Source organism: Burkholderia sp. TSV86 (genome assembly GCF_001522865.1).
Taxonomy (GTDB): Bacteria; Pseudomonadota; Gammaproteobacteria; order Burkholderiales; family Burkholderiaceae; genus Burkholderia.
The window spans coordinates 95,756-122,467 of sequence record NZ_LOWB01000032.1 but is presented as its reverse complement, the minus strand read 5'-3'; the positions used below and the strand labels follow the sequence as shown (position 1 = coordinate 122,467).

The following is a 26,712-nucleotide window of genomic DNA, read 5'->3' as shown; positions in this document are numbered from 1 at the left end:
TTTCCTCGCCATAACGGAGCCAGTGAAGCATCGGTCTGATCGGCGCCGGATTTCGAGGACTTCATGCAATCGCGTTCCACTCAGAGCACCGAGATGGAACGCGATCTTGAGCGCGTCGCTCGGCTGCTGATTGCGCATCGTTGGCCGTTTCGATTCATGTGATGTACAACGAATCGATCGAGCGGATATTGAACGTCTTCGAGAAGATCGATCGAGGTAGTCCACTTGATGGGCCGACATGGATCGTAGATCGGGCGGAAACGATCACGTTGCGCAATATCGAACGAATCGGCGCGCTGAGCGGCGGGATTGTGATTCAACATCGGATGGTGTTTCAGGGAGAATGCTTCGTTCAACGGATGGCAGGCCGCTGCCCATACGCGTCGATGCACGAATGCTGGATCCGGGCGTGCCGGTTGGCGGGAGCACAGATGCGACCGGAGTGGCGGGCTACAGCCCATGAACTGCGCTGGATTGGCTTGTGTCGGACAAGACAGTGGGCGGTATGCCGCTGTACGGTCATGCAAACCTACTGTCGCGCGAGACTGCGCCGGAGCTATGGAGGGTCGGCAGCTCGTGGCTTTCTTTCGATTACAGATGCAAGCGCGCAATCATGCCGGGCCAACTGGCGGATCTGACTGTATTGTCCGGTGACTATTTTTCCGTTCCGCAGCAGGAGATCAGGGCAATATCGTCAGTGCTGACGATAGCTGCTGGCGACGTTGTCCATGCCGATGGCGCGTGCGCATTGGAGCCATTGCCGTTACGTCGAGGGTTTATGGGGCGCATTGGGATGCTCGCGCTTCAGTTTCTGACGCGGTGTGGGCAGTGCGTTGACGAAGCAGCGGACGGATTACTTTGTTACATCTCTTACCGGCACTCACCCGCTAGATAACGAAAACCTTTCGCCGCGCCGGTATACTCGGCGACGTTGTCCCCAAACCCATAACGAAAGACCTGTCATCTATGTCGAAGAAACTGATTCAGATCGTGGCTGCCGCATCGCTGTTCGCTGTGGCATCTTTGCCGGCCGTGGCCGGCGGTGATATGAACAATGCGCTTGGCGGTGCGCTCGGCGGGGTAGCCGGCGCAGCGGTCGGCGGTGCCGTGGGTGGCAGCACGGGCGCGGTCATCGGCGGTGCGCTCGGCGGTGGCGCAGGCGGCGCGGTCACGTCGAACCGTCGTGAACGCACGGGCGCGATCATCGGTGGTGCGCTTGGCGGCGGCGCAGGCACGGCAGCGGGCAATGCGATGGGCGGACGTGCAGGCGGCCTTGTCGGTGCGGCCGTCGGCAGCGGCGCGGGCGCGGCGCTTGGCGGCAATATCTCGCGTTCCAACTCATACGAAAACGATCGAGACTACCGGCGCGGCCGCTATCACGGCAAGCATCATCGCCGCGACTGAGCCGCGCGTCCGTCCGGCATCGGGACGCTGATCATCCCGTGATCGGCGATCCTGTCATATTGCGGCTGGCACGTTGCAATGCATGCCGGCCGCAAAAATATGCATCTCAATTCATCCTGGGCCGAATATTCGCGCAATTCGCTTGGTGCATTGCATCGCATGAATGCGATGTCTTTTTGTCCCGCGCGATCAAGCGACGTGAGTGTCACGTCGGTGCGGCCGCATTCTCCGCTTCGCGCGCCGATCTCGGTGGCCCGCTTTCTCCGGGGCCAATTGCCTCTCTTTGCATCGACTGATGCGGCCATGATCGCAGCCGTGAAGGCGCCCTCGCGCATTGCAAGACTGGTGTTGAGAACACCAGATTTACTCGACTCCACTTCGACGCACGGCGACAAGCCTGTCTCTTGTTAATCAAATCGCAAGTGCTCCACTGCCGCTCGGCAATGCGGTGACGATCGGACAGACCGTCATGTTTGCACCGGGCCGCATTGTCGTTCGACGATTGGATGCTGAACGGCGGGCGCATGGCTGCGCAATCGGCGTTCGCCGCGACGATGGACGATCTGAATGCCGGCAATAGGCAATAGGCAATAGGCCAATGCGAAGACCTACATCTTCGCGCAGAAAATCCCGACGCCGGCGGGCAAGCTCGTGACGAATCTCCCTTCCTCCTTATCTTCCCTTCCCGCCTTTATCTCCAAGGTCTTTTAGCGCGCACTGGCTTCCATGGGAACGAGCGCGTGGGCTCGTTCGTGTTTTTGTTGGAAGAAAATTTTCCGAACAATCCTTTCGATGAATCCGTATTTATCGAGCTATTCCTTAAAAATAGAATTTGCCGGTCAGTTAATTAATTTAAAAATGAGGAAAAACTCATGAAATACGACCGGAACACGGAGATTTCCCGATCGGTCCTGGGTGAAATTCTTCGAGTTCACCGCCGATATCCGGAATACAGGAGCCGATCCGACATTCGTCATGAGATCGAGCGCATTCACGAAATCCAACTTCCCAGAATACGAGCATTCGTCGATACGAGCCGGCCGATCGAGTTTGTGTTGCCGGCTTTCCCGTCGAAATCACCGAATCCCGGCAAGGTGCTGGGACGTCTTCCAGACATGGGCGAAAAACTGTCGATCGCATTCTTGAGCGAGATGTGCGAAAACATCGGACGATTCTATGAGCCCGGCGCGAAACTGACGATTTGCTCGGACGGACGCGTATTCGGCGATTTGATTCGAGTCGACGATCACGACATCACCGCTTATCAGCAAGCGTTGCAGGGAATCATTTCCGGTCTTGATACCGAGCATTTGTCGACCTACAGCCTCGAGAATTTCGAGGCGTTTGCTGGGCGTATAGCAGATTTCGACGAAATGCGCCGGCTGCTGATCGACACTTACGCGGATTCGCTTGATGTGATCAAGCAAAAGCTGATGGATGAAGAAGAAGGCATGCTGCTTTATCGCGCAGTGACCCGATTCATGTACGAAGACGGTTTAATGCCCGATTACAGCGGCTCCAAGACCGCGCTGCAGAGGGATGCGAAATTGCGCGCACTCGGTGTGATTCAGCGGAGCTGGGCATGGGGAGCGCTGCTAGCCGAACGGTTTCCTGACGCGATTCGACTGTCGATTCATCCGCAACCGGCCGCCAGTCTGAAGATTGGCATTCACATGATGCCGACGCGCGATAGCTGGCTGACGCCGTGGCACGGCGTCGCGGTGAGTGTCGGCGGTCAGTTCATGTTGATGAAGCGCCGCGATGCCGAGTTACTGGGCGGCCGCATCGTGACCCACGATCATCAGCCGAGCCACTACGAGATTGCGCCTTCGTCTGTGGGCACGGATATCGAATCGGTGGAGATGAACAAGAATCGCTTTCTTACCGCTTCGGAGGCCGTATGAATGACTTTTTCATGAAACGAACGGTAGCGTTCGAACCGTTGATCGGTGCGTCTGGCGAACCTTGCTCGTTTGGCGTGATGGTGAAACCGGAGGGGGGACGTCGTCACGTCGGCGAGTTGTCGATCGAGTGGCTGCGTGCGCTGGTGCGCAGCCAGCAATTGGTGGTGCTGCGCGGTTTCGACAGTTTCGATGATGCCCAAAGTTTGACCCGCTATTGCGCGACTTTTGGCGAAATCATGATGTGGCAGTTTGGCGCCGTACTCGAACTCGTCGAGCATGCCGATCCGAACGATCATATTTTCGCGAACAGTTATGTGCCGTTGCATTGGGATGGGATGTACTTAGAAACCGTACCGGAATTCCAGATATTTCAGTGCATGCAGGCGGTGGGCGAAGGGGACGGCGGGCGCACGACGTTTTCCAGCACGACACAAGCGTTGCGCATCGCGACGCCGGAGGAACTGGCGCTTTGGAGCCGTGCGAGCGGCCGCTATCAACGAACGGTCGAGCTTTACAGCAATACAGTGGAAGCGCCGATCATCGGCAGGCATCCACGTCGCGAATTTCCGATTTTGCGGTTCTGTGAGCCGCCAATCGAAGGAGACGATACGTTCATCAATCCTTCGCGCTACGTGTTCGGAGGTGTTGCCGAACACGAGAGAAAGACGTTGCTAGACAGTTTGAAACGCAGACTGTACGACCCAAGTGCGCATTATGCGCATCGCTGGCAGGCGGGCGATGTGGTATTGACCGACAACTTCACATTACTGCATGGGCGCGAGCGTTTCGTCAGTCATACCGGCAGGCATCTGCGCCGAGTTCATATCCACGGTGAGCCGCCGCTTTGCAACCTGCATTTGTCGAAAGAACGGCAGGCGGCCGATACCACGGTCTAATTGGATAAGCAACGGAGAGATGAACATGACGTTGATGACCGGGAACGATTATCTCGAGAGCTTGCGCGATGGTCGCAACGTGTATCTCGGCGGCGAGCGGATCAAGGATGTCACGACACATCGCGCCTTTCGCAATGCCGCTCGCAGTATTGCTTCGCTCTACGACGCGTTGCATGGCGAGCATCGCGAGCGCTTGACCGCGCAGGACCAGCATGGGCAAATCACGCACCGCTTTTTCAAACCGAGTTATTCGGTTGACGATCTGTTGTCGGCACAGGATGCCATCCGGATCTGGTCGCAAATGACCTATGGCTTCATGGGCCGCACGCCTGACTACAAGGCTGCGTTCATGTCCGGCCTCGAAACCGGCGCCGATTATTACGGCGACTTCCGGCAAAACGCTGCAGCCTGGTATAAGCGTTTCGCTAGTCATGGGTTGTATCTGAACCATGCGATCATCAATCCGCCTCTCGATCGCGGCAAAGCCATTCATGACATGCGTGACGTTTTCGTTCATGTGGTAAGTGAAAACGATCGCGGTATCGTCGTAAGCGGTGTGAAGATGCTTGCGACCGCGGGCGCGTTGACGAATGCGACATTTGTCGCACCCGTCGCATCGGCACTGCTCGAACCTGGTAAGGCGGACGATTTTGCTGTGGTGTTCTTCGCCCGGATGGACAATCCGGGCCTGAGCCTGATGTGCCGGCCCTCGTATGAAGCTACGGCGACGAGCCCGTTCGACGCGCCGCTGTCGAGCCGTTTCGACGAAAACGATAGCGTGCTGATCTTCGACAACGCATTGATTCCGTGGGAGGACGTCCTCGTCTATCGCGATGTAAAACGTGCGACCGGTTTCTATGCATCGTCAGGTTTCGCGAATCTATACAACTTTCAGTCTGGCATCCGGCTCGCCGTCAAGCTGGAATTGATGATTGGATTGCTGTGGTTCGGTACGCAGGCGAACGGTACGCACACGTTTCGCGGCATTCAGGCCGCGCTCGGCGAACTGATCGCGCTATGGCATTTGCTGAGAGCCGTTACATCAGCGATGGCGCGTGATCCCGAGTGCACGGCTTCCGGCGTCGTCTTGCCGAAACTCGAGTATGCGTCGGCACTGCGGATTCAAGTGCCGCAAATCTGGAAGCGCGTGCGCGAGCTGATGGAAACCGCGCTTGGCGGCTCGCCGCTCGTCACGGTGTCCGGCGCGGCGGACCTGCTCGATCCACACGTCGAGCAACTGATCGGTGCTTATTACCGAGGCGCGGCGCTCGATCCCGAGCAACGAATCAAGCTCTTCAAGCTGATCTGGGATGCGACCGGCAGTGAATTCGGTTCACGTCATTCGGTCTACGAAACACATTATTCGGGCAATTTCGACCAGATCCGTCTCGATTCGCTGACCTGGGCGATGCGATCAGGCCAGCTCGCCAGCTGCGAGGCGTTTGCACAGCATTGCATGGACGACTACGACACCACAGGTTGGCTACGAGGCCCATGGGTTTGCGATTGAATCGCGTCGCGCTTTCCCTGGTTGTCGTTTCAATTCAACCCAATCAATGTATTTCAATAGGAGTAGCCATGTGCGGAATCACTGGATGGGTCGACTTCGCGCGCGATCTGCGAGACCAAGTGGAAATCGTCGATAAGATGACCGACACGCTTATGCGCCGGGGGCCGGACGCACGCGGCGTGTGGCTCGACACGCACGTTGCGCTGGGGCACCGGCGCCTCGCGATCATCGATCCGGAGCGTGGCGCGCAGCCGATGCTGAGCCTGGAGCGGGGCCCACGCGACTTGCCGCGCGCGATCATCTCGTATGCCGGCGAAACCTACAATTTCCGCGAGTTGCGAGCAGAACTGATCGCGCTGGGCTACCGTTTCGGCACGGATTGCGACACGGAAGTCGTGCTGCGTGCGTATCTCGAATGGGGCGTCGAATTCGTTCATCGCCTGAACGGCATGTATTCGATTGCGATCTGGGATACCGCGCGCGACGAGTTGCTGCTGGTACGTGACCGTCTAGGCGTAAAGCCGCTGTTCTATTTTCCAACAGCCGATGGCGTGTTGTTCGGTTCCGAGCCGAAAGCGATTCTCGCGCATCCGGACGTGCGAGCGCGCACGTCGTCAGAAGGGGTTTGCGATGCACTACTGTTTTTGCGCACACCGGGGCAAGTGCCGTTTTCCGGCATGCGTGAGCTGAAACCGGGCCATTTTCTGCGGATACGGTGCGGCAAGATGATCGAGGAACGTTATTGGGCACTCGAAGCACGTCCTCACACCGACGATCTGCCGACGACAATCGCGACAATCCGCTCGCTGCTCGACGACATCGTATCGCGCCAGATGGTCGCCGACGTGCCGTTGTGCTCGCTGCTGTCGGGCGGCATCGATTCAAGTACCGTCGCCGCGCTTGCGCAGAAGCACCGGCGGCAAAGCGGCGGAACGCTGTCGACATTCTGCGTCGACTTCACCGGACATACGCAGCACTTCCAGGCCGATCCGATTCGCCCGACAGCCGACGCGCCATACGCGCTGGAGGTCGCCCGTCATATCGGCAGCGATCATCATACGATCGAATTGAATCAGGCTGGGCTGCTCGATCCAACGATACGCGAGACGGTATTGCGCGCATGGGACTTACCGTTCAATTTCGCGGATCTGGATGTGTCGTTATGCAAACTGTTTGCCGAAATCCGCAAGCATGCGACTGTCGTGCTGTCCGGCGAAGCGGCCGATGAAATTTTTGGCGGCTATCTGTGGTTTTCCGATCCCGTTGCGCGGAGCGCACCGACCTTTCCGTGGCTCAAATTGGGCGCGCACCGCGGGCTTGATCCGCGTGCGCTGTTCCATTCGCGGTTCATCGACGAACTGAAGCTCGGTGAATATGAGGCTGATCTATATCACTCGGCGCTCGCGGAAGTTCCGCAACTGGACGCGGAGAATCTGGAGGACCGGCGCACGCGCGAGCTTCACTATCTGACGCTTACGCGATGGCTGCCGGTATTGCTGGACAAGAAGGACCGGATGGGAATGGCAAGCGGCGTCGAAGGACGGGTGCCGTTCTGCGACCATCGGCTCGTTGAATACGTGTTCAACATTCCGTGGGCAATGAAGAAGTTCAATGGTCAGGAAAAGGCGCTGTTGCGCGCGGCGGCGGCTGATCTGCTGCCTGATTCGGTGCTGAATCGCAAGAAAGCAGCTTATCCGTCGATCCAGGCGCCGGGGTACGACCGTGGCCTCATCGCCCGACTCAACCAAGCGATCGACGAAGGTCATGCGCCGCTGAAACCGTTCATCGATAGCCGCGCATTGCGCAAACTCACGGAAAAAACCGAGATCGGAAACCTTTCGGAATTCGAACGAATTTTGCTCGAGTCGAGCAGCCGGCTCAACAGCTGGCTCGATCTTTATCAGGTCGAGCTGGACGGTATCGTTACCAATTGATGCTCGGATGCGTTTCCACGCATCTTCACGAATCGGCACATACGAATAAACAGACGGAGCATACAGAATGCATCATGCCATCGAGATCCGCGAAACCGGCGGACCTGAAGTCCTGAATTATGTGACGCGTTCCGACGAACGTGAGCCCGGCAACGGCGAACTGCTCGTCGAACTCAAGGCAGCGGGCGTGAATTTCATCGACTTGTATCGCCGCGAAGGGCGCTATCCGATGCCATTGCCCAGCACGCCAGGCGAAGAGGGCGCCGGGCGCGTGCTCGCGGTCGGCCCAAATGTCAGTCGCTTCAAGCCGGGCGATCGCATCGCCTGGACCACCGTGATGGGGAGCTATGCAACTCGCGTGATCGTGCCGCAAGACAAGGCGATTGCCGTGCCGGACGGGATCGATCTGCAAACCGCCGCGGCCGCGCTCGTTCAGGGAATGACGGCGCATTATCTGGTCAACGATTCGTATCGTGCTCGCGCAGGCGAAACGGTGCTTGTCCATGCGGCGGCAGGCGGCGTTGGCCTGCTGCTGACGCAGTGGCTCAAGCAGCGCGGGGTGCGCGTGATCGGTACTGTTTCGACTGACGAGAAAGCGGCGCTCGCGCGCAGCAACGGCGTTGACGAGGTGATCGTTCATCGCGCGGGCGCTGATCTCGCCGGTGAAGTGCGCCGTTTGACGGGTGGCAACGGTGTTCACGCGGCTTACGACGGCGTTGGGGCCGCAACGTTCGATGCAAGCTTGGCGAGCCTACGCGCGCGCGGCACGTTGGTGCTGTTCGGCGGTGCAAGCGGGCCAGTGCCGCCGGTCGACGTCATGAGGCTGCTGTGGGGTGGTTCGCTGACGTTGACACGGCCTTACCTTGAGCATTTCCGCGCGACCATCAAGGAATTCGAATGGCGCGCCGGCGAAGTATTCGACGGAATCGAGAACGGTTCATTGAAGCTCAGGATAGGCCGCACATACCCGCTCGCTGACGCATGGCGCGCTCACGCCGATCTCGCCGCACGCAGCACGACCGGAAAATTGCTGTTGCTGCCGTGACGCCGCGTCGTTCACGCACACCAATCGTTAGATCATTCGTTTTCCGAATGGTTTGTTGAATCGCTCAACTCTCGGACAGGATGTCATTCATGGGAAGAATCATCGGCGCGGGCCTGATTTCGCATGCGCCTGTCGTCATGATGCCGGACGACATGCGGCTGCGCGAAAACGGCGGCCGCGATTTCACGCTCGTTACCGGCCTCATGCGATTGCGACGCGAAATCTTTGATCTGGTCGATTACGACACGGTACTGGTATTCGACAGCCACTGGCGGACCACGACTGGAGCGGTCGTCACTGCGCATGAGCGTCGGGTAGGACGTTTCACATCAGATGAGATGCCATGGGCGATCCGCCAGCTTCCATACAATTTGGCCGGCGATCCGGAACTCGCGCACACGATTGCCGATCTGTCGCCGCGACACGCATCGTGGATCGACGCCGTCGACGATCCATATCTGCCGATTCACTACGCGACTCTGAATCCATGGACCTATCTCGGTCGGCCCGACAAGCGTTGGATGTCGATGTCCGTATGCCAGACCGCGACGCCTGACGATTTTGTCCAGATGGGAGCGATCGTTGCGAAAGCGGTTGAGCGTGTCGATCGTCGAGTGCTGCTGCTTGCGTCGGGCGGGCTGTCGCATATGTTCTGGCCGCTTGCCGAATTGCGTAACCGGATGGCGGGCACTGCATCGAACATCGTGACGCCTGCTGCGCGTGAGGCGGACGAGCAGCGGATCGCGTGGCTGGAGGAGGGCCGGCATGACCGGGTGATCGAATCGATGCCGGAGTTTCTGGATTTTGAACCTGAAGCGGACTTTGGCCATTATCTGATGATGGCCGGCGCGATCGGAGCGCGCGATTGTGTGTCGCGCGGCCATCTTTTCAGCGAATACGAGAACGGGATCGGCACCGGCCAGGTTCATCTGTGGTTCAGTCCGTCTGATACCGGATGGACGCAGGCCGGGTCTCAGCAGGCAACAGCCCGGTCAGATACGTCTGTACCGCGCCGAGAAACAACCGTTCTCTAACAGACGCGTTTCGCGTAGACGTGCGAAATGCATAGATGCCGCCCTTTTGCATCGCCCACTCGGGCAGAAGCCGGTGCAAACGTCCGTCGCGAAGGTCATTGGCAACCAGATAATCGGGAAATGCGCTGACCCCGGCGCCGGCCAGTACCATCTGGTGCGCGAGTAAGACGCTTTCCATCTTGAGTCGGCCATTTGTCTGAATACGGATTGATCGTCCATGTCGGCGGAACACAGAATGCCCTGAATTCGCGAGGCAGCGATGACCGATCCAGTGCGCTTGAGGCAATGCTTCTGGATGCGTTGGCGTCGTGTGCCGCCATACATATTCTGGCGACGCAACCAGAATCTGGTCGAACGTGCCGAGTATTTTCATCCGGAACCCTTTGCTTTTCGGCCAACCTGCCTCGAATGCCAGATCGATACGCTGCCCGACGAGATCGACTTCTTCGTCGTTGCACACGATTTCCAGGTCGATTTGTGGATGCTGTTGAATAAATGCCGCCGCGACCGAGCTTAGATGCGTGGTGGAAAAACCGCTGGGTGCCGCAACTCGCAGCAGCCCGGCGGATTCGTGGCGAAGGTGTTTGATGCTGCCGATGGTTTCATAGAGATTGCCGACGAACGCTTGAGATGCCGAATACAGTTTGGTTCCTGCGTCAGTCAGTGCGATTTTCCGGGTGCTCCGCAGGACGAGCTGAGTGTCGATCTCCTCCTCGAGGCGGCTCAGATATTCGCTAACCAGCGATTTTGACATGCTAAGACATTCCGCAGCCGCAGTGAAACTGCCTTTTTCGACGATCGCCATGAAGACGCGCAGATGATTCAAATTTCTTATACGCACCTCTGACATATTCCGTACCTCAAAAACGAATCGTGTTGCGAAAAGTCGAGTGCCGGCGCCGCGAAACTGCAAGCCGGGCTCGACCAAAGTGTGAGACTTCTGTCTCGCGGCACGTGGTGGAGGTGTTGCCAGTATCGTGGATGGCATTTGTTATTCAATAATTCTTCCAATTGTTGCTTGTGCATGCGATTTAAGTCGTCTGCGCCAGTATTTCACGATTAGACCGGAATATTGAAGGCGTGCACGTATTAAATTTTTTCTGGATGTTATTTATTTGAGGCGGTTAGTGGTTACTTTAAAGTAACCACTAACCGGAATGACCGGAAAAACTATTATTTTGCTCAAGCTTGGTCACGGTATTGCCATTTCTCGATAGGTTGAATGGGAATGTGTCTACTGATTTGCCCGGATCGTGCCTGGCGATGCCCGGCAGCCCGTTTGAACGCGCGGCTGAACGATGCAAGCGAACTGTATCCAAGCCGATATGTGACTGCTTTGATGCCTTCGCCGTCGCGCGCGATACATTGCGCGGTGAGCCGCATCCGCAATTCCGTTAATAGCGCGCAGGTGTCATCCCGATCGCCTCGACAAAGCGTTCGGCGAATACGGAACGCGAACTGTCCATTTCTGCAGCTAATTCCGCGACGGTCCAGTTTCGGCCCGGATTGCGATGCAGCGCGACAATCGCAAGCTGGATGCGCACGATAGTGCACGCCATCAGCCGCATGCCGAGCAGCAGTTCACTAACGAGATCGTATTGGATGGATGGCGTCCGCATCTGAAGACTTGTGTTGTTTCGGACGATTGATCAAGAACGGTGGATTTTATGTCATAGACCATCTTGGCTTCGTTTCATATGTTGTGTCTTCAGTCGTTCACTATTGCCTGTTTGTTGACTTGTTTTCGAGGCTCCGCCCATATGAATGCTTGTGACTAGTCCAATGATTTTTCCTCCACCACCGCTGCCCAGATTGCTTTCGTCGTGGGAAAGCCCGCTTGGACAGTCGTTTTCGCGATGGCGCTTGGTGGGTTACGGACGATGTCTGCTGCCACGGCGATGCGTCTCGTGCCGCTGGCAGTGGTGCCACGTGCGTTGTCGATCATCTTCAGCGGGGTGTCCGTTGCGACGATTGCAGTGTCACCGCTTGGCAGTTATTTCGTTAAGCTGATTGAATGGCGAAACGTGTTTCAGAGTGCGGCGTCAATCGGCGTGCTCTCACTCGTATGCCAAGCAGCAACGTTGCCTGCGATGGCGCTGAGCGGATCGACGCGTCTACGTAAGATGATCGACATGTTGATGCGGCCGAATGTCGGACTTGGGATACTCGGCACCATTCCGGTCTTAACCGGGTATTTATCGTTTTCACTTATTTGCGGCCGTTTCTCGAAAGCGTGGCGGGCGTTGGCGTCAACGGGCTGTCGGCCGTCCTGCTCGGTTACGGTGTGGTGAACTTCGTGGGCCCGTCGCTTACCAGCCGGCTGCTCGAGCAAGGCCCGAAGCTGACGTTGGTCGCAATGCCGGCGGTGATGATTGCAATCCGAACCGCGCTTGTCGTGCCGGTGGGCGCGCCCGTGGTAGGCATGGTACTAGTTGCGCTATGGGGGATGGCGTTCGGCGGCGTGCCGGTCGCGTGGACCACCTGGGTTACGCAGACGGTGTCGGACGAGGCGGAAAGCGCGGGTGGTCTTATCGTCGCAGCTGTTTAGCTCGCGATCGCGACGGGTGCGGCCGCTGGCGGTATTGTGTTAGATGCGGGCGGTGCGAAAGCGTGTTTGTCGGCAGTGTTGCGGTACTGGTGATTGCCGTGCTGAAGGCCGCCTGCGGTGTGTCGGCGATGCCGAAGGCGATTAACGCAGCCTTACGCACATGCCGCGATATGTCTGCGTAGCCATCGATGTAAGAGAGCGTGGTGCAAACGATCGTATCGCAGCGTCGCGCTATCGAAGCCCGGCACTTCGATAGATGCTTCGACGATCTGCGGCGCATCGCAATGGCGCACGAATCGGACGGGCCGTATTGCTTTGCCATGATGCCCGCTGCATTCTGGAACCTGGTCAGCCTTTGCGCTGTATCGGCGTGATACGCCCTCGGAATTTCTTTTCTTGCGACAGGGGTTTTTATTCATGGCGGTGTGGCGTCACGCAGGTACAACGGTTTTGCCGCACACTGCGCGAATATATCGCATGCGGTATCTGCATTCCCGTTTTGCCTGCCCAGCGGATACCGCATGCTATCTCGTATCGGCTCTCTTGGTCATTCGTGTGTAGGTGCTCCGGACGCTCAGTTCGATTCGACAAATTGGATAGCGGGATGTCCGTTGAAAGAATAGGCCGTGCAGCCTCGCAGGGTCAGATTATTGCCTTTCCATGTGAATGGGCCGATTGGCTGTTGCAGACAGGCGGGCGCAGTAGATGTTCCATCAATCACTTGCACAGTGGCGATGAGTAACGAGCCGGGATTGAATTCCGCTCCATTGGAAGGACCGCTGTCCTGAGCATAGACATTGAATGACGACTTCTTCCATACGGTTGTAAGTTTCAGATCATCAGGCATCGTGACGGAGTAGGTTTGAGCACCACCAGGGGCGTCGATCGAGATGCTAACGATCATATTTCCGTTTGGTGTGACTCCGCCCGTCATGGTTAGCTTTCCAAGCTGGGTGGCGGATACGACAGGCACGGATAGATTGTTGCTAAATTTGATGCAATCTGGCGTGCCGTTGCTAAACCAACCAGTTGGACAAGCTTGTCCGCCCGCTGTGTAATTCAATAACCATGAGACCATGTATAGCATGGCTTGACTGGTTATTACGTTATAGACGAATTCCTGATGGACCTTGCAGTCGGCGATGCCATTGCAAGCGGCTGTCGTTGAATCGCTGTCGGAAAAAATCCGTAGCGAATACTGGTCCACCGCTTCGGTAAAGCCGTCCTTAATGGATGTCACGCCGATAACGAAAGTAAATTGTCCCATCGTGGTATTGATGAGACTATTTGCCGCGAGCACGTAGCCGTTGGAGTTGTCTACATCCGCGGATGCCGTACGGAATCTGGCTGCCAAACTGCTTTTCCTCAATAGTGAAATGGCAGGCGCAGCAGTGGTATTGCACGCCACTTGTTTCCAAGTGAGGTTTGGATAAGAAACCTGAAAGCAACCCGCCGCCGACGTGGGGGGAGTATGGACCAGTTTTTCCCGCCATGCTTGATGTGCCTGCGTTTCGTCTGCATTGGCCGATATCCCCGCGGTGCGTTCGAACGCAGATGCAGGTTGGTTCACGAAGATGGACAACACGCAGGCCAAGCTCGACAGGCCGGCGAGTGCCCGAGACCTTATATCTAGTTGCATTTGTATTCTCCTTAAAAGCAGGATCTCGATTTAAAGCTACCGGGCATGATGGGGTCGAGTCTGTTCGCACGCTGAAGACATTATGTTTTGGTTTAAGGCGTCGGATGAATGCTGTTGCGTATGAGTTGCGAGACATTGATTTTCGAATAATGATGAATTAAATTTACATGTTTGTGTTTAATCGATGAGAGGGTGTTTTGAGAATTGAAATTATTGCTATTTTTGAGGCTGATAAAAGCAGGTGAGAAAATTCTGTATGTGAATTTCGCTGCGAGTGTTTTCTGATTTTTTTGAGATTAGTGTTTCTAATGGAAGATTTCAAGGTGGGAGGCGGGAGTGATTAACTCATTGCCGATATGTATCTAAGCGCTTGAGTGGAAATTTATGAAATCTTCTGAATGGCTCAGGCAGAAAAATTGTTGAGGATCGTCAAATAATTCTCGGATCAACACGCTGGATAGACGTGGTTTGAGAAAAATGCGGTAACGCGCAATAGCTCAGGCGTAGTTGGCGCGGAGGTGTCGAAATATCGGCACCGCGTATGATATTTTTGTGCGGAGTATGCGCTTCAAATAAGCTTAGGTGCGCGGCAGTCTAAGTTTGCGGCCGCGCATGGATATTGCAGATTACCGAATCAACAGCCGGGCGCGATTGCGGCGCCCGGCTAGCCGAAATCAATTGCTTTGCAGTCGAATATCGCGGGATGATGCACCAACATACACGGTGGCTCCCGGCACGAACTGCCAACCGTTACGCGACGTATTCCACACACTCTGCATCCGTGCCGATACAGGGATATGCACGCGCTGCGTCTGGCCAGGACTCAAGCTGATCTTTTCCCAGCCAACGAGACGCCGTGGCGGCTCGTCCTTGTACGGCACGCCGAGATAGACTTGCGGAACCTCCGCGCCCGCGACGCTACCGTCGTTTCGCACATTGAACGATACGTCGAGCATGCGGCCCGGCAAACGAGTGACGGAAAGTCCGGAGTACGAAAAGTGCGTGTAAGACAATCCATAGCCGAACTCGAACATCGGCTTGATGTTCTTCGCGTCATACCAGCGGTAACCTATGTTGAGCTTTTCCGCGTAGACGGGATCGTTTTCGAACGCGCCGTTTGCTCCCCACGTCGGCGTATCCTGATCGCGCGCCGGGAACGTGACGGGTAGTTTGCCAGACGGATTCACGTTGCCGAACAGCACATTCGCGATTGCCTTGCCACCGCCTTCGCCCGGATACCACGCTTCGACGATTGCCGCAACACGATCTTTCCAAGGCATCAGCACGGGATTGCCGCTCTGAACGACGACGATCGTGTGCGGATTCGCCTGAGCGACGGCTTCGACGAGTGCATCTTGGTTCGACGGATTCGCAAGTGAAAGACTTTGCAGTTCGCCGAAATCCTCGCCAGCGGTTTGCGTGACGACGACGATGGCGATGTCGGCGCTGCGTGCGAGCGCTGTGGCTTGGTCGATTTCCTGCTGCGTATACGCGCGGAACGGCGATTGCTGGTCGCTGTTGCCGGCGAATTGAACCTGCGCATTCGGCGCGAGTGCCTGGATAGCTTTGACGATCGGCACGTCGACCTTCAACCACGGATTGCGCCACCAGCCGCAGCCGGTCGATGCGCCAAACGTTAGTCCACCGCATCCGGCGAACGAGCCGGTGACCGGATTGCGTGTATTGCCTGATCCGCCGCCTGACATTACGGCCGCATCGGCATGGCCGCCGATCACCGCGATCTTTTTCAGCGTGGCGGCGGCAAGCGGCAACTGATTGCCGTCGTTCTTCAGCAGAACGATGGATTGCTCGGCGGCTTTTTGCGCGAACGCATTGGCCGCTGCGAAATCGATCGTGGCTCCACCTTTGGGCGGATCGTCGAACACGCCGGTGCGAATCATCACATACAGCTTGCGCCGCACCATGTCGTCGAGGCGCCGGATTGACACCGATCCGTCGGCAATCGCTTGGCGCACGAGACTCGGCGTCAGGTAGATGATCGGGGTGACATCCTCTTCCTCGTCAAGCCCTGCATTGATCGCCTTGGCGGTGCTATGCGTCGCGTTCCAGTCCGATTGAACCTGCCCTTCGAATCCCCATTCGTTCTTCAACACATCGGTGAGCAGATGAGCGTTCTCGCAGGAGTAATCGCCATTCAGCCGGTTATAGCTGCACATCACGCTGCCGGGCTGCGCGCGTTTCGCGGCGATTTCGAATGGCAGCAAATACAGTTCGCGTAGCGTGCGTTCGTCGATCTGGCTGTTACCGACCATTCGAGAGTGTTCCTGCTCGTTGCCGGCGTAATGCTTGATCGTCGCGATAACCTTCTGCTGCTGTGTGCCGTCCGTGCGTTCTGCGAGGAGTTCGCCGGCGAGCACCGGGTCTTCACCGAGGTATTCGAAGAGTCGGCCGCCGCGTGGTTCGCGCGCAAGATTCGTCCCTCCGCCAAGCCCCATTCCGAAACCTTGCGCGCGGAGTTGAATCGCGACTTCCTTGCCATATGCATATGACAGCCGACGATCCCAGCTTGCGGCGATTGCAAGCGTGGCAGGGAATGTCGTGCTTGCTTGCGACGTGCTGCCAGATCCGGTTGCGGAATCGACCATGTTCAGATCGGGAATGCCGAGCCGCGGTACGCCTTGAATATAGCCCGCGCCTCCGCCAGGCACTTTACTCATTTCGTACTGCGAATGGATAAGGCGAAGTTTTTCGTCGAGTGTCATCTTTCTCACCAGATCGTTGGCACGCCGGTGTGCAGCGGCCGACGCTGAGGCGTTTGACCCGATGGAGGATGACGCGGAATTGGGAGCGAAATCGTCGGTTCCCGCATGGGCGCTGGTGAGCACGGCTGCCGATAATACGGCGGCCGGCCAGAGTTTGGTTTGCATGTCTCTCTCCATGAAGGGATTGGGGTTGGGCTGGTAACGCCGGGGTTTGTGAGACGTCCGGCGCGACGCGCCAAGTGGGAAAAGATACGGCCCGATCTAATGTAGCGATTCTCCACTGCTTCCGATGGTAGAAGTGTAGTCGAACTACAGCATCGGTGTTTTCCCTGTAAGCTAGGCGTTGCGGTAGAGGATTGCCAAACGCAAGTAATCTTTGCTCGTCTATATGAAAATATGACAGTAAGAAGTGCAGATAAAACCGGTCGCGTGCCGTTGCGCGCAATCTTTTCGGTTTCGCGATAGCCTTTGATTTCCCCCGCATTGCCGGACGCCATTTGCGTCCGATCGCGATCGAATCCGATAAGGAGATGAACGATGATCACACTGACCGTCAACGGACGCGAGCGACACTTCGACGGCAATCCCGAAATGCCGCTGCTTTGGTATTTGCGCGACGTTCTTGGCCAAACCGGCACCAAGTTCGGCTGTGGCATGGCGTTGTGTGGCACATGTACGGTTCATCTCGACGGTGTCGCGACGCGCGCGTGCATCACGCCGGTTGCGGCTGCGGCAGGCAAACGCGTGACGACGATTGAAGGATTGTCGTCCGATGTCAGTCATCCGCTACAGCGTGCGTGGCAGGAGTTGAACGTCGCGCAATGCGGCTATTGCCAGGGCGGCCAGATCATGCAGGCTGCATCGTTGCTCAAGGCGAATCCGCATCCGAGCGATGCCGACATCGACGAGGCGATGGCGGGCAACATCTGCCGTTGCGGCACATACACACGGATTCGCGCGGCGATCAAACTGGTTGCAAGCCGAGGAGATTCGGTATGAGCAGCGACGAACTTGCCGTACAAAACGAAAGCCGCCGCGCACTGTTGCTCGGTTTCGCATCAGGTGGATTGCTGCTTGCGATCGGCGGGCCTGCGCTCGTGCGCGCAGCTGCTGTAAACGCGCCCGGGGGGCCGCCTGTCAGCGCGAATCCTCAGTATGGCGGCGCGGGTATGCCAAACGGGTTGCGCGACGATCCGCGTTTGTTCGTGCGGATCGCACCGGATGGCACGGTGACGGTAACCTGCATTCGTTCCGAGATGGGACAGGGCGTGCGCACGAGCGTCGCGCTCGTGATTGCAGACGAACTGGGCGCCGATTGGGCGCGCGTGAAGGTCGAGCAGGCGGTGGGCGACGAGGTGCGTTACGGCAACCAGAATACCGACGGCTCACGCAGCATGCGTCAGAGTTTCACTGCGTTGCGCCGTGCGGCAGCCGCGGCGCGGGCGATGCTGGAGTCGGCGGCTGCGTCAATGTGGAACATTGACGTGAAGCAGGTAAAAGCGGGCGTGCATGAAGTCGTCGATACGAAGACGGGCCGCAAGCTTGGTTTCGGCGAACTGGCGAGCCGGGCGGCGGAACTCGCGGTGCCCGATCCGGCGATGGTCGCATTGAAGCCGCCGGTTGAATTCCGTTATATCGGCAAGGGCAAGACCGGACTGATCGATGGCTGCGATATCGTCGGCGGCACTGCGCGGTACGGAATCGATACGCGCATCGACGGCATGTTGTACGCAGTGATCGCGCGGCCCCCCGTGTACGGCGGCAAGGTCGCGTCGTTCGATGCATCCGCCGCGCGGAGGATGCCGGGCGTCATCGACGTGATCCAGTTGAATGCGGCACCACTGCCGTCTGGATTTCAACCGCTTGGCGGCATTGCCGTGGTCGCGCGTGACACCTGGACTGCAATCAAGGCGCGCGAGCGATTGACGATTGAATGGACGCATGGCCCGAATGCCAGCTACGATTCGGCGGCGTATCGCGATCGGCTCGAAGCAGCGGCAAAGCAACCCGGCTTGGTGATTCGCAATCAAGGCGATAGCGCGGCCGCGTTCTCGGGTGCCGCGAAGAAAATCAGTGCAGCATACTATCTGCCTCATCTCGCGCATGCGACGATGGAACCGCCTGCGGCAGTCGCGCACGTGCACGACGGGCAATGCGACATCTGGGCATGCACGCAGGCGCCGCAGTCCGCGCGCGACGAGGTGGCCAAAGCGCTCGGCTTGCCGCAGAACAACGTGACCGTCAACGTCACGCTGCTCGGCGGCGGTTTTGGCCGCAAGTCCAAGCCGGATTACGTCGTCGAAGCCGCGTTGTTGTCGAAGTCGACAGGAAAACCGATCAAATTGACGTTCACCCGCGAGGACGATATCACGAACGATTATTTCCACGCGGTAGCGCTGGAGTATTTCGAAGGCGCACTCGATTCGTCGGGCAAGGTTGTCGGTTGGTTGCATCGGAGTGCGGCCCCGTCGATTCAGTCGACATTCAAACCCGGCATCGTGCACGAACAGCCAGGCGAGCTTGCACAGGGTGTCGTCGATCTGCCGTTCGTGATCCCGAATATTCGGATTGAGAACCCCGAGGCGCCCGCGCATACCCGGATCGGCTGGTTTCGCTCGGTCTACAACATTCCGCACGCGTTCGGCATTCAGAGTTTTGCCGCCGAGTTGGCTCATGCCGCCGGCCGGGATCAAAAGGACTTTCTGCTCGAACTGATCGGTCCCGCGAGCACGTTTGAGCCGAACGTGTTGGTCAAGAATACGAATTATGGAGAAGATCCTGAATTGTATCCGGTCGATACGGGTCGTTTGCGGCGCGTGATTGAGGTTGTCGCGGATGAAGCAGGCTGGGGCCGTAAGCTGCCGAAGGGAAGCGGTCTTGGCGTCGCCGCGCATCGTAGCTTCGCGTCTTATACCGCAGTGGTCTGCGAGGTGCAAATCGATCAGGATGGCAAATTGAGCGTGCCGCGCGTCGACATTGCGATCGATTGCGGGCCGCAGGTCAATCCAGAGCGTGTCCGATCGCAACTCGAAGGAGCGGTCGTGATGGGGCTCGGACTCGCTTTGCATGGCGAGATCAGCTTCAAGAACGGCCGTACTGAGCAGACTAACTTCAACGGCTATCAAGTACTGAGAATGAACGAGACGCCGCGTGAAATCCGCGTGCATCTGGTTGAGCCGAACAATTACGCGACGCCAATGGGCGGCGTCGGCGAGCCGGGGCTGCCACCCGTTGCACCGGCGTTGACCAATGCGATCTTCGCAGCAACTGGCCGCCGGATTCGCCGCTTGCCGATTGCTGATCAACTCGCACAAGGCAACGCGGGTTAGGGCGGCGTTTCAGCGTGGCAACTGGCGTGGCAATGTGCGTTTTGGTCCGAATGCTCGGTATTTCATGCGTGAGCGCGGCGGCGCTGATGGGCGACGCGCGGGCTGCCGGCTTCGCTGACGCGCCTGGTGCAACCGATATCGTTGCCGACGCGCCGTCCACAGTGGTTAGCGATGTCCATGTGTTCGTCGTGCAACGCGACGGCTCGGTCGACGAGCACGACGACTCAACCTTGCGCGCAAACACCGAGAGCGGCATCGATGCTGTTGCGCAGCGTGGCATATGGTTCGACAAGGATGCGGACAAGGTCGAACTGCTCGTGGCCGAAACGATCGACGCTCGCGGCGTCGCGCATCCCGTTGGCCCGGACGCGATTCGTGATGTGACCGAACCGCGCTCGGCCGGCGCGCCGTTCTTCGACAACGGCGTGTTGCGCTCGGTGATTTTTCCGAGTGTCGATGCGGGGTCGCGCACGCGTCTTGCGTTTAGCAAGAGGCGGGCAAGGCCGCGCGGTCCTGGCTACTTCGGGTATTTCGTCACGCCATCGCGGATGCCCGTCGATGAACAGCGGCTGATCTTCGATCTGCCGGCGGATATGCCGCTATACGCCGATGCGCGCGGTTTCGTCGCGCGCGAGCCCGTGACGGAGAACGGCCGCACACGCTACGAGTTCGATTATCGCCATGGTCCTTATCCGCGCATCGAAAGCGGCTCGGTGGGTTATGCGACATACGGTGACAGGCTGATGGTGTCGACGTTCCCCGACTTTTCGGCATTTGCTTCACGCTATCGCGCGAATGCCGCCGATGAGGGCGTGAACGACCCTGCCGTTGCGCGGCTTGCGCGCACGCTGACAGCCAATGCATCCGGTCCGCGCGATAAGGCGCGCGCAATCTACGACTGGGTGCGCACGAACGTCCGCTATGTCGCGTTGTTTCTGGGCGAGACCGCGGCGGTGCCGCACAGGGTCATGGACATCCTGCGCAACCGATACGGCGACTGTAAGGACCATGTCGCGCTATTTGGCGCATTGCTTGCGGCAGCCGGAATACGCAGCGAGCCCGTGCTGCTGAATCTCGGCTCGATCTATAAGCTGCCTGGAGTGCCTGGTTATGGCGGCGGAGCGATCAATCATGCAATTACGTGGATGCCCGAGCTTGGTCTTTATGCGGATACGACCGTCGGAAACGTCGAGTTCGGCTATCTGCCGCCCGTGGTGATGGATCGGCCGGCGTTGCTGGTCGATAGCGGCGTGCTATCGCACACGCCGCCGACGCAGCCGCGCATGCGCAGTGCCCGGCTGCGAATCGATGTCGCGTCAGGCGGCTTGGCTCGCTATCAATATTACGTCGTGGATAATGGCTGGACTGCCGAACTCGAGCGTGGCTTGTTTCGTCAGGCTACGCGCGAGCGTGCCCGGCAAATTGCAGACGAGCGCCTGCGGCAAACCGGCTTGCGCGGCACGGCACAGCTTATGACCAGCGAGCGCGACGTGACGGGCGGCCCTTTCTCGGTTTCGGTGACGGGCACGCTCGAGCATGTTGCATGGCCGGACGGCACGACTGCGCTGCCGGCATTGTCCAGTTTATCGGGGGGTATCGCGACTCAAGTGCAGGGCTGGCTGACTGAACCCGAGCGTACGCAACCTTGGCTGTGCATCGATGGCAATTTCGACGAAACCGCGCAGATTGCGTTGCCTGGCAATCTACGTATGATCGATTTGCCCAGTGACACAACGGTTCAGCACCGTTTACTCGATTATGAATCGCATTACGTTTTCGACGATGTGACGCACGTCGTACAAATCACACGAAAATTACAGACTCGTTTCGCGCACCAGATGTGCTCTCCAGACGATTTCGACGCGATGCGGGCATCGCTTGCGCGTATCGAACGCGATGCGTCCACGCAGATCGTTGTGCAGGCAAAGCGTCATTGAGTGAATTGGACTGCGGCGCGATCGTCAGTTGGACAATTTGTCACGAAAAATTTTTCTGTTGATAGGTATTTGCCGTGAAACAGGCGCAATGTATGCGTCCTGGGAATAATCTGGATAAATATAATGAATTTTCCGATTTGGGTGGCCAAATAAATCGAATCATTAATCGGTCTGAATTCCGTGGAAATCGGAAAAGTTTTGTTTCCTGGCCTGTTTGGGATAAGATTTTTATCGAGTGGCGCTGGAGTGGTTGAATAAATGGTTTCGTATATTAATCCTTGTTTGTCGATGATTCATGGAATAATTAATTATTAAATTTTGATGTCTTGAACAATCAATTTGTCTGTTTGAGCATATAAAAATCTATGCTGGCAATGCAAAAAAGGGGAAATACTTGTCTGATAAGGCTTTGGTGTTCCGCCCGATGAGCGTGCGTGACATTGGCGCGTTTTACGACGTGCGCTTCTCGGTTCTGGAAAACCGGATTCACCCGCACCAAGTCGACTTGCTCGATCGTGATCTGGTTGTCCGGCAGATCGAGCAAGGCGGCGGCTGGTTGTGCGAAACCGAGGGCGAGGTCGTCGGGGTGTGCTTGCCGGTGCCCGCTGACAAGCCGTTCATCGCGGCGCTGTTCGTGCGGCCGGCTTGGCACGCGCGGCACATCGGTCAGGAGTTGCTGGCTCGTGCGGTGAACTGGCTGCGGCAGCAGGGCGCGCGTTCGGTGACGCTCGTTACCGATCCGGGCTCGCGTGCGGATGGTTTTTATCAGCATCTCGGCTGGCAGCGTGGCGAACTCGACGAGTATGGCTGCCAAATCGTTTTCACATTGGATTTGACGTGAGTACGCCGCAACATCGCCCGCATGGAAAGGAGCCGATCATGTCGGCTGTTTTCGGAAAGGCAAAAAGTGCGGCTCAGCTTCCGGCCACCCTGTGCACGGTCATCGTCGCGGCCGAGGTGATGAAGCGGTACGGAATATCCGCCGAGCGCCTTCTCGAAGGAAGCGGGGTAGTTCCGGCCGATCTTGGCAAACCTGATGTCGTGATCACGCATGCGCAAGAAATGGCTATATTCGCGAATGCGCTCGACGCGACCGGCAATACCGGGATCGGGCTCGAGATCGGTGATGCGATCCCCGTGACCGCATATGGCTGGCGCGGCACGGCCATGCTGGTCAGCCCAACGCTCGAGGCTGCGATCCGGCTCGCGAATTCTTATCCATTACTTGCGATTTGCTATTTCCGGATCGATCTCGAAGTCGACGGCGCCGAAGCCCGCATTGTCATTCGAGACTACGCGTACCGGGCGGATCTGCTCGTGTTGAACAGCGACATGTGCATCGCGGTTCTGAGGCGTGAAATGCTGGGCGTGCTGGGTGGCCGTGAAATCAAGTTCCGCAGACTGCAACTTGCGTTTCCGCCGCCGCCGCATGCCAATCGCTATGCCGCGCTGTTCGGCTGTCCCGTGGAGTTCGGTGCGCAGGAAAGCGCCTGCTATTTTCCGGCGGCCGAGCTTGCCAGCCCATTGCCGCTCGCGCATGCTCATGCGCTCGAGGTTGCGCGCCGTCACTGCGACCGGCAAGAGCGCGAACTGCAGAGGTGGACGCCAAGCGGCGTCGTCGAGAGCGTGCTCGATCACATGTACAGGAATCCCGGCTGGAAAGACTATGAACAGCTTTATTTATCCCAGCGTAGTTTGCAGCGGAAACTGCAACTGCTCGGTACGTCGCTCGGTGAATTACGCGACATCGTGCGGCGTGACCTTGCGTCTCGCTACATGAGCAGTGAGCGTTTCAGCATGAAGGAGATTGCTGCGAAGCTCGGATTCGAGCAGCCGCGATCATTGCATCGATGGATTGCTTCCGAGCGTAAATTGCGCGTATCGGATCACGCGTTGGGGTGTATGCCACGCACTGCGGCAACATTGAAAAAGCGCGCTGTCGGTATTTGAGGCGATTGTCGCGAAAGGACCCAAATTTGGCGCGTTTGGTCTGTCCGACGGGCTGTTGTCGGATATAGCAATTTGTTACGCTCGCTGTCGAACTGGAACGACATCTTGGGCCTATGACATCCATTGCTAAGTATGCCGGGTTGGCGCCTGTCGTCGCATGCATCGCGGCGGGGGTGATTGCTCCGCTCGGCGTATTGGCCGTGGTGTCGTTCTCGGTTCCGCTCGATCTCGGCGGTGTCGCATGGGGCAAATTCTCGACGCTCGCGTATTGGTCGCTCGTTTTTGATCGCGATTTCGACGGGACGATTGTGCTGCAGGCGGATTTTCTGCGTGTATTTGTACGCTCGATTGCGCTTGCGGCCGCGGCGACGCTGATTTGCCTGGCGCTTGCGCTGCCGAGCGCACTGTATATCGCGTCACGCCCTGCCAGGCAAAAGAATCTGCTGTTACTGGCCATTACCATTCCGTTCTGGATTTGCATTGTCGTACAGATGTATGGCTGGTTGATCATGCTGGCGGACAACGGTATCGCCAATCGGCTGTTGAACCGCATCGGCGTGTTGCACGGCTCGCTCGGCATGATCTATACCGATGCCGCGACGTTACTCGGCCTCGTTTATGCGTTCCTGCCGTTCATGGTCTTGCCGATCTATGCGGCGCTCGATGATATGGATTGGCGGCTCATCGAAGCGGCTTACGATCTTGGCGCGACGAAATCGCGCGCGGTGCGCGAGATCGTGATCCCGATCTGCCGTGGCGGTATCGCAGCGGGCGTCGGCCTTGTGTTCGCCCCCGCGCTTGGCACCTACGTGATATCCGATCTGCTGGGTGGTAGCCGTTCGATGATGATCGGCAATCTCGTCGATTTTCAGTTTGCCGCTGGCCGCAACTGGCCGCTCGGCGCTGCGATGGCATTCGCGCTGCTGGGCATCGGGCTGATATCGGTGCTGGCATGGCGCATGCGGGTGAATGCGCTCGGAAAGGGCATCGCGCATGAGTTTGCCTAACGTGAAGCGCATGCCGTTGACGGTGCCTGTTGTATGGCTCGTGATCGTATTTCTGTATCTGCCCATCGTCGCAATCGTTTGGATGAGCTTCAATGCGGGGCGCTCCGCGCTTGTCTGGTCTGGATGGGGAATAAACGGCTATTTGGACGCGATGCGCGATCAAACGCTCGTTAGTGCCGCGCTGACGTCGCTGGTGCTCGGCGGTGCATCGGCAGCGATTGCGACACCGATCGCGATTGCCGCCGCACTGGCGGGGTGGAGGGTCGGCTCGAGCGCACGTGGTGTGCTCACGGGTTCGATCTGCATGCCGCTCGTGATACCGGAGGTCGTGCTTGCGATCGGCACGGCGCAGATGTTTGCGATGTTGTCGATCGAACCGGGTTTCGCGATGGTGCTGTTTGCGCATGTGGTGTTTTGCTTGCCGTTCGCATACCTGCCGGTCAGCGCGCGGCTCGCGAAGATCGACCGCCATTTGCTCGATGCGGCGGCGGTTCTTTCGGCTACGCAGTGGGGGGTATTGACGCAGGTGACGCTGCCGCTGGCGATGCCGGGTGTAATGGCCGGCGCGACGCTCGCATTCGTCGCGTCGATGAATGATTACGTCACGAGCTATTTTCTTGCGGGCGCCGGCTTCAACACGCTGCCGATGTATATCTTCAGCGCACTCAAGCTTGGCCTCACGCCGAAAATCAATGCAATCTCGACGGCGATCATCGGGACTTCGACATTGCAAATTGTCGCTATCTGGCAGTGGAGTCAGAAAAAGGCGAATCGATCGAAAGAGGGGCTGACATGAAGAAATGGTGGTTGGCCGCTTTAGGTTTGACGGTGAGCGCGGGCGCATTGGCGGCGGGCGTCTTGCATGTCGGTAACTGGCCAGACTACATGCCTCCCGCGCTGCTTGCGCAGTTCGAGGCGCAAACGGGCGTCAAGACAGTGCTCGACATCTACGAGAGCGATGCCACGCTCACACAGAAACTGCAGGCTGGCGCAGGCGGCTACGATGTTGCGATCACCGGCGATTACTATGTGCCGGTGCTGGCGCGCGCAGGGCTGCTAGCGAAACTGGATAAGGCGCTGCTGCCGAATACTGCGAACATCGAGCCGGAATACCGGCATCCGCCGTTCGATCCGAATCGCGATTACGCGATGCCTTACATGGCGGTGATTACCGGATTCGATACGACGGCGCGCGCGTGCCGGGCGGCCGGCTCGACGATAGCTGGAAATCGTTCTTCGATCCGGTTCCGGCGGTGCGCGGGCAAATCGGCGCATTGAATGTGGAAGAAGAGATGTACATGGCCGCGAGCTGGTATCTCGGCCAAGACGAATGCAGCGAGCATCCCGACGACGCGAAGCGTGTGCTCGAAGTGTTGAGTAAACAGAAACCCTTCGTGAAGACTTACAGCAACGACGGGCCCATCGATCGGCTGGTATCGAAGCAGGTGATCGTCCAGCATATGTGGGACGGCGCTGCCGAGCGAGCCAGCCAGGTGCTGCCGAGCGTAAGGTTCGCGGTGCCGAGGGAGGGCGCGCGACTGTTGCAGGATAGTCTTGTCATTCCGGCAAATGCGAAAAATCACAACGATGCGCACAGATTCATCAATTGGATGATGCGGCCCGAAGTAATCGCAAAGGTATCGAATACGCTTCGCTACGGCAACGAAATTACCGGTTCCGACCGATATATGGACGAGACGCTGCTGCGGCAGCCATGGATCAACCTCCCGCGCGATCAGAGGGCGCGCCTGCGCCCGTACAAGGTATGTTCGGCCGCGGCGCTCAAGATGCGCAACAAGGTATGGGTGAAGCTCAAAGGTTAGGCGCGCGCAGCGGTTGCGTGGCCTAGCCG

Annotated in this window: 18 protein-coding genes and 4 pseudogenes; 18 read left to right on the top strand and 4 right to left on the bottom strand. The window is 57.9% G+C overall.

Features of this window, described 5'->3' with window-relative positions; genetic code table 11:
- The first annotated feature begins 481 nt into the window (after positions 1-481).
- The 9 genes and pseudogenes from WS68_RS29520 (at position 482) to WS68_RS05410 (ending at position 9,727) form a co-directional block, all read left to right on the top strand.
- Positions 482-895 carry an amidohydrolase family protein gene (locus WS68_RS29520; RefSeq protein WP_156429347.1) on the top strand — a complete coding sequence of 138 codons (414 nt, stop codon included), beginning with the start codon at positions 482-484 and terminating at the stop codon, positions 893-895.
- A 71-nt stretch (positions 896-966) separates the two neighbouring features.
- Positions 967-1,404, top strand: coding sequence for a hypothetical protein (locus tag WS68_RS05445; protein WP_059569816.1), 438 nt, complete (start codon positions 967-969; stop codon positions 1,402-1,404).
- A gap of 479 nt (positions 1,405-1,883) precedes the next feature.
- A pseudogene (locus tag WS68_RS28715) lies at positions 1,884-2,115 on the top strand (hypothetical protein); the annotation flags it as partial.
- 161 nt (positions 2,116-2,276) lie between these two features.
- Positions 2,277-3,308 (top strand): L-tyrosine/L-tryptophan isonitrile synthase family protein, encoded by a 1,032-nt coding sequence (locus WS68_RS05435; RefSeq protein ID WP_059569814.1) that lies wholly within the window; start codon positions 2,277-2,279, stop codon positions 3,306-3,308.
- Positions 3,305-4,204, top strand: coding sequence for a TauD/TfdA family dioxygenase (locus tag WS68_RS05430; protein WP_059569813.1), 900 nt, complete (start codon positions 3,305-3,307; stop codon positions 4,202-4,204). Before WS68_RS05435 ends, WS68_RS05430 begins: the two co-directional genes overlap by 4 nt.
- 25 nt (positions 4,205-4,229) lie before the next feature.
- Complete coding sequence (locus WS68_RS05425; protein WP_059569834.1) at positions 4,230-5,714, top strand: 4-hydroxyphenylacetate 3-hydroxylase family protein; 1,485 nt, start codon at positions 4,230-4,232, stop codon at positions 5,712-5,714.
- 68 nt (positions 5,715-5,782) lie between these two features.
- Positions 5,783-7,648: an asparagine synthase (glutamine-hydrolyzing) gene (gene asnB, locus WS68_RS05420; protein ID WP_059569812.1), complete on the top strand. Its 1,866-nt coding sequence runs from the start codon at positions 5,783-5,785 to the stop codon at positions 7,646-7,648.
- A 67-nt stretch (positions 7,649-7,715) separates the two neighbouring features.
- Positions 7,716-8,693, top strand: coding sequence for a quinone oxidoreductase family protein (locus WS68_RS05415; protein ID WP_059569811.1), 978 nt, complete (start codon positions 7,716-7,718; stop codon positions 8,691-8,693).
- Between the two features lie 89 nt (positions 8,694-8,782).
- Positions 8,783-9,727, top strand: a complete 945-nt coding sequence (locus WS68_RS05410; RefSeq protein WP_059569810.1) for a catechol 1,2-dioxygenase — start codon at positions 8,783-8,785, stop codon at positions 9,725-9,727.
- Here the strand turns inward: WS68_RS05410 and WS68_RS25725 are convergent.
- Entirely contained in the window at positions 9,630-10,577 is a 948-nt protein-coding gene (locus WS68_RS25725; RefSeq protein ID WP_082709812.1) for a LysR family transcriptional regulator, read from the bottom strand. The two genes, WS68_RS05410 and WS68_RS25725, sit on opposite strands and share 98 nt — an antisense overlap.
- 384 nt (positions 10,578-10,961) lie before the next feature.
- A pseudogene (locus WS68_RS25720) lies at positions 10,962-11,256 on the bottom strand (helix-turn-helix transcriptional regulator); the annotation flags it as partial.
- A 315-nt stretch (positions 11,257-11,571) separates the two neighbouring features.
- Here WS68_RS25720 and WS68_RS28710 point away from each other — a divergent pair.
- Positions 11,572-12,457: pseudogene (locus WS68_RS28710) on the top strand (MFS transporter); the annotation flags it as partial.
- 392 nt (positions 12,458-12,849) lie between these two features.
- Here the strand turns inward: WS68_RS28710 and WS68_RS27265 are convergent.
- Positions 12,850-13,914, bottom strand: coding sequence for a hypothetical protein (locus tag WS68_RS27265; protein ID WP_156429344.1), 1,065 nt, complete (start codon positions 13,912-13,914; stop codon positions 12,850-12,852).
- A 674-nt stretch (positions 13,915-14,588) separates the two neighbouring features.
- Positions 14,589-16,802, bottom strand: a complete 2,214-nt coding sequence (locus WS68_RS05385; RefSeq protein ID WP_059569805.1) for a beta-glucosidase — start codon at positions 16,800-16,802, stop codon at positions 14,589-14,591.
- 372 nt (positions 16,803-17,174) lie between these two features.
- Here WS68_RS05385 and WS68_RS05380 point away from each other — a divergent pair, with 372 nt between their 5' ends.
- The 8 genes and pseudogenes from WS68_RS05380 (at position 17,175) to WS68_RS05345 (ending at position 26,683) form a co-directional block, all read left to right on the top strand.
- Positions 17,175-17,636 (top strand): (2Fe-2S)-binding protein, encoded by a 462-nt coding sequence (locus tag WS68_RS05380; RefSeq protein ID WP_059569804.1) that lies wholly within the window; start codon positions 17,175-17,177, stop codon positions 17,634-17,636.
- Complete coding sequence (locus WS68_RS05375; RefSeq protein WP_059569803.1) at positions 17,633-19,966, top strand: xanthine dehydrogenase family protein molybdopterin-binding subunit; 2,334 nt, start codon at positions 17,633-17,635, stop codon at positions 19,964-19,966. The genes WS68_RS05380 and WS68_RS05375 overlap by 4 nt, the downstream gene beginning before the upstream one ends.
- Positions 19,967-19,998: 32 nt before the next feature.
- Positions 19,999-21,903 (top strand): DUF3857 domain-containing transglutaminase family protein, encoded by a 1,905-nt coding sequence (locus tag WS68_RS05370; protein WP_059569802.1) that lies wholly within the window; start codon positions 19,999-20,001, stop codon positions 21,901-21,903.
- Positions 21,904-22,327: 424 nt separating this feature from the next.
- The gene (locus WS68_RS05365; protein ID WP_059569801.1) at positions 22,328-22,744 is read left to right on the top strand and encodes a GNAT family N-acetyltransferase; all 417 of its coding nucleotides are present in this window, start codon (positions 22,328-22,330) and stop codon (positions 22,742-22,744) included.
- A 38-nt stretch (positions 22,745-22,782) separates the two neighbouring features.
- Positions 22,783-23,853, top strand: a complete 1,071-nt coding sequence (locus WS68_RS05360) for an AraC family transcriptional regulator (protein ID WP_082709816.1) — start codon at positions 22,783-22,785, stop codon at positions 23,851-23,853.
- 113 nt (positions 23,854-23,966) lie between these two features.
- Positions 23,967-24,860, top strand: coding sequence for an ABC transporter permease (locus WS68_RS05355; protein WP_059569800.1), 894 nt, complete (start codon positions 23,967-23,969; stop codon positions 24,858-24,860).
- Positions 24,847-25,656, top strand: coding sequence for an ABC transporter permease (locus WS68_RS05350; RefSeq protein ID WP_059569799.1), 810 nt, complete (start codon positions 24,847-24,849; stop codon positions 25,654-25,656). The genes WS68_RS05355 and WS68_RS05350 overlap by 14 nt, the downstream gene beginning before the upstream one ends.
- Positions 25,653-26,683 (top strand): annotated as a pseudogene (locus WS68_RS05345) (extracellular solute-binding protein). Before WS68_RS05350 ends, WS68_RS05345 begins: the two are co-directional and overlap by 4 nt.
- Positions 26,684-26,712 lie beyond the last annotated feature (29 nt).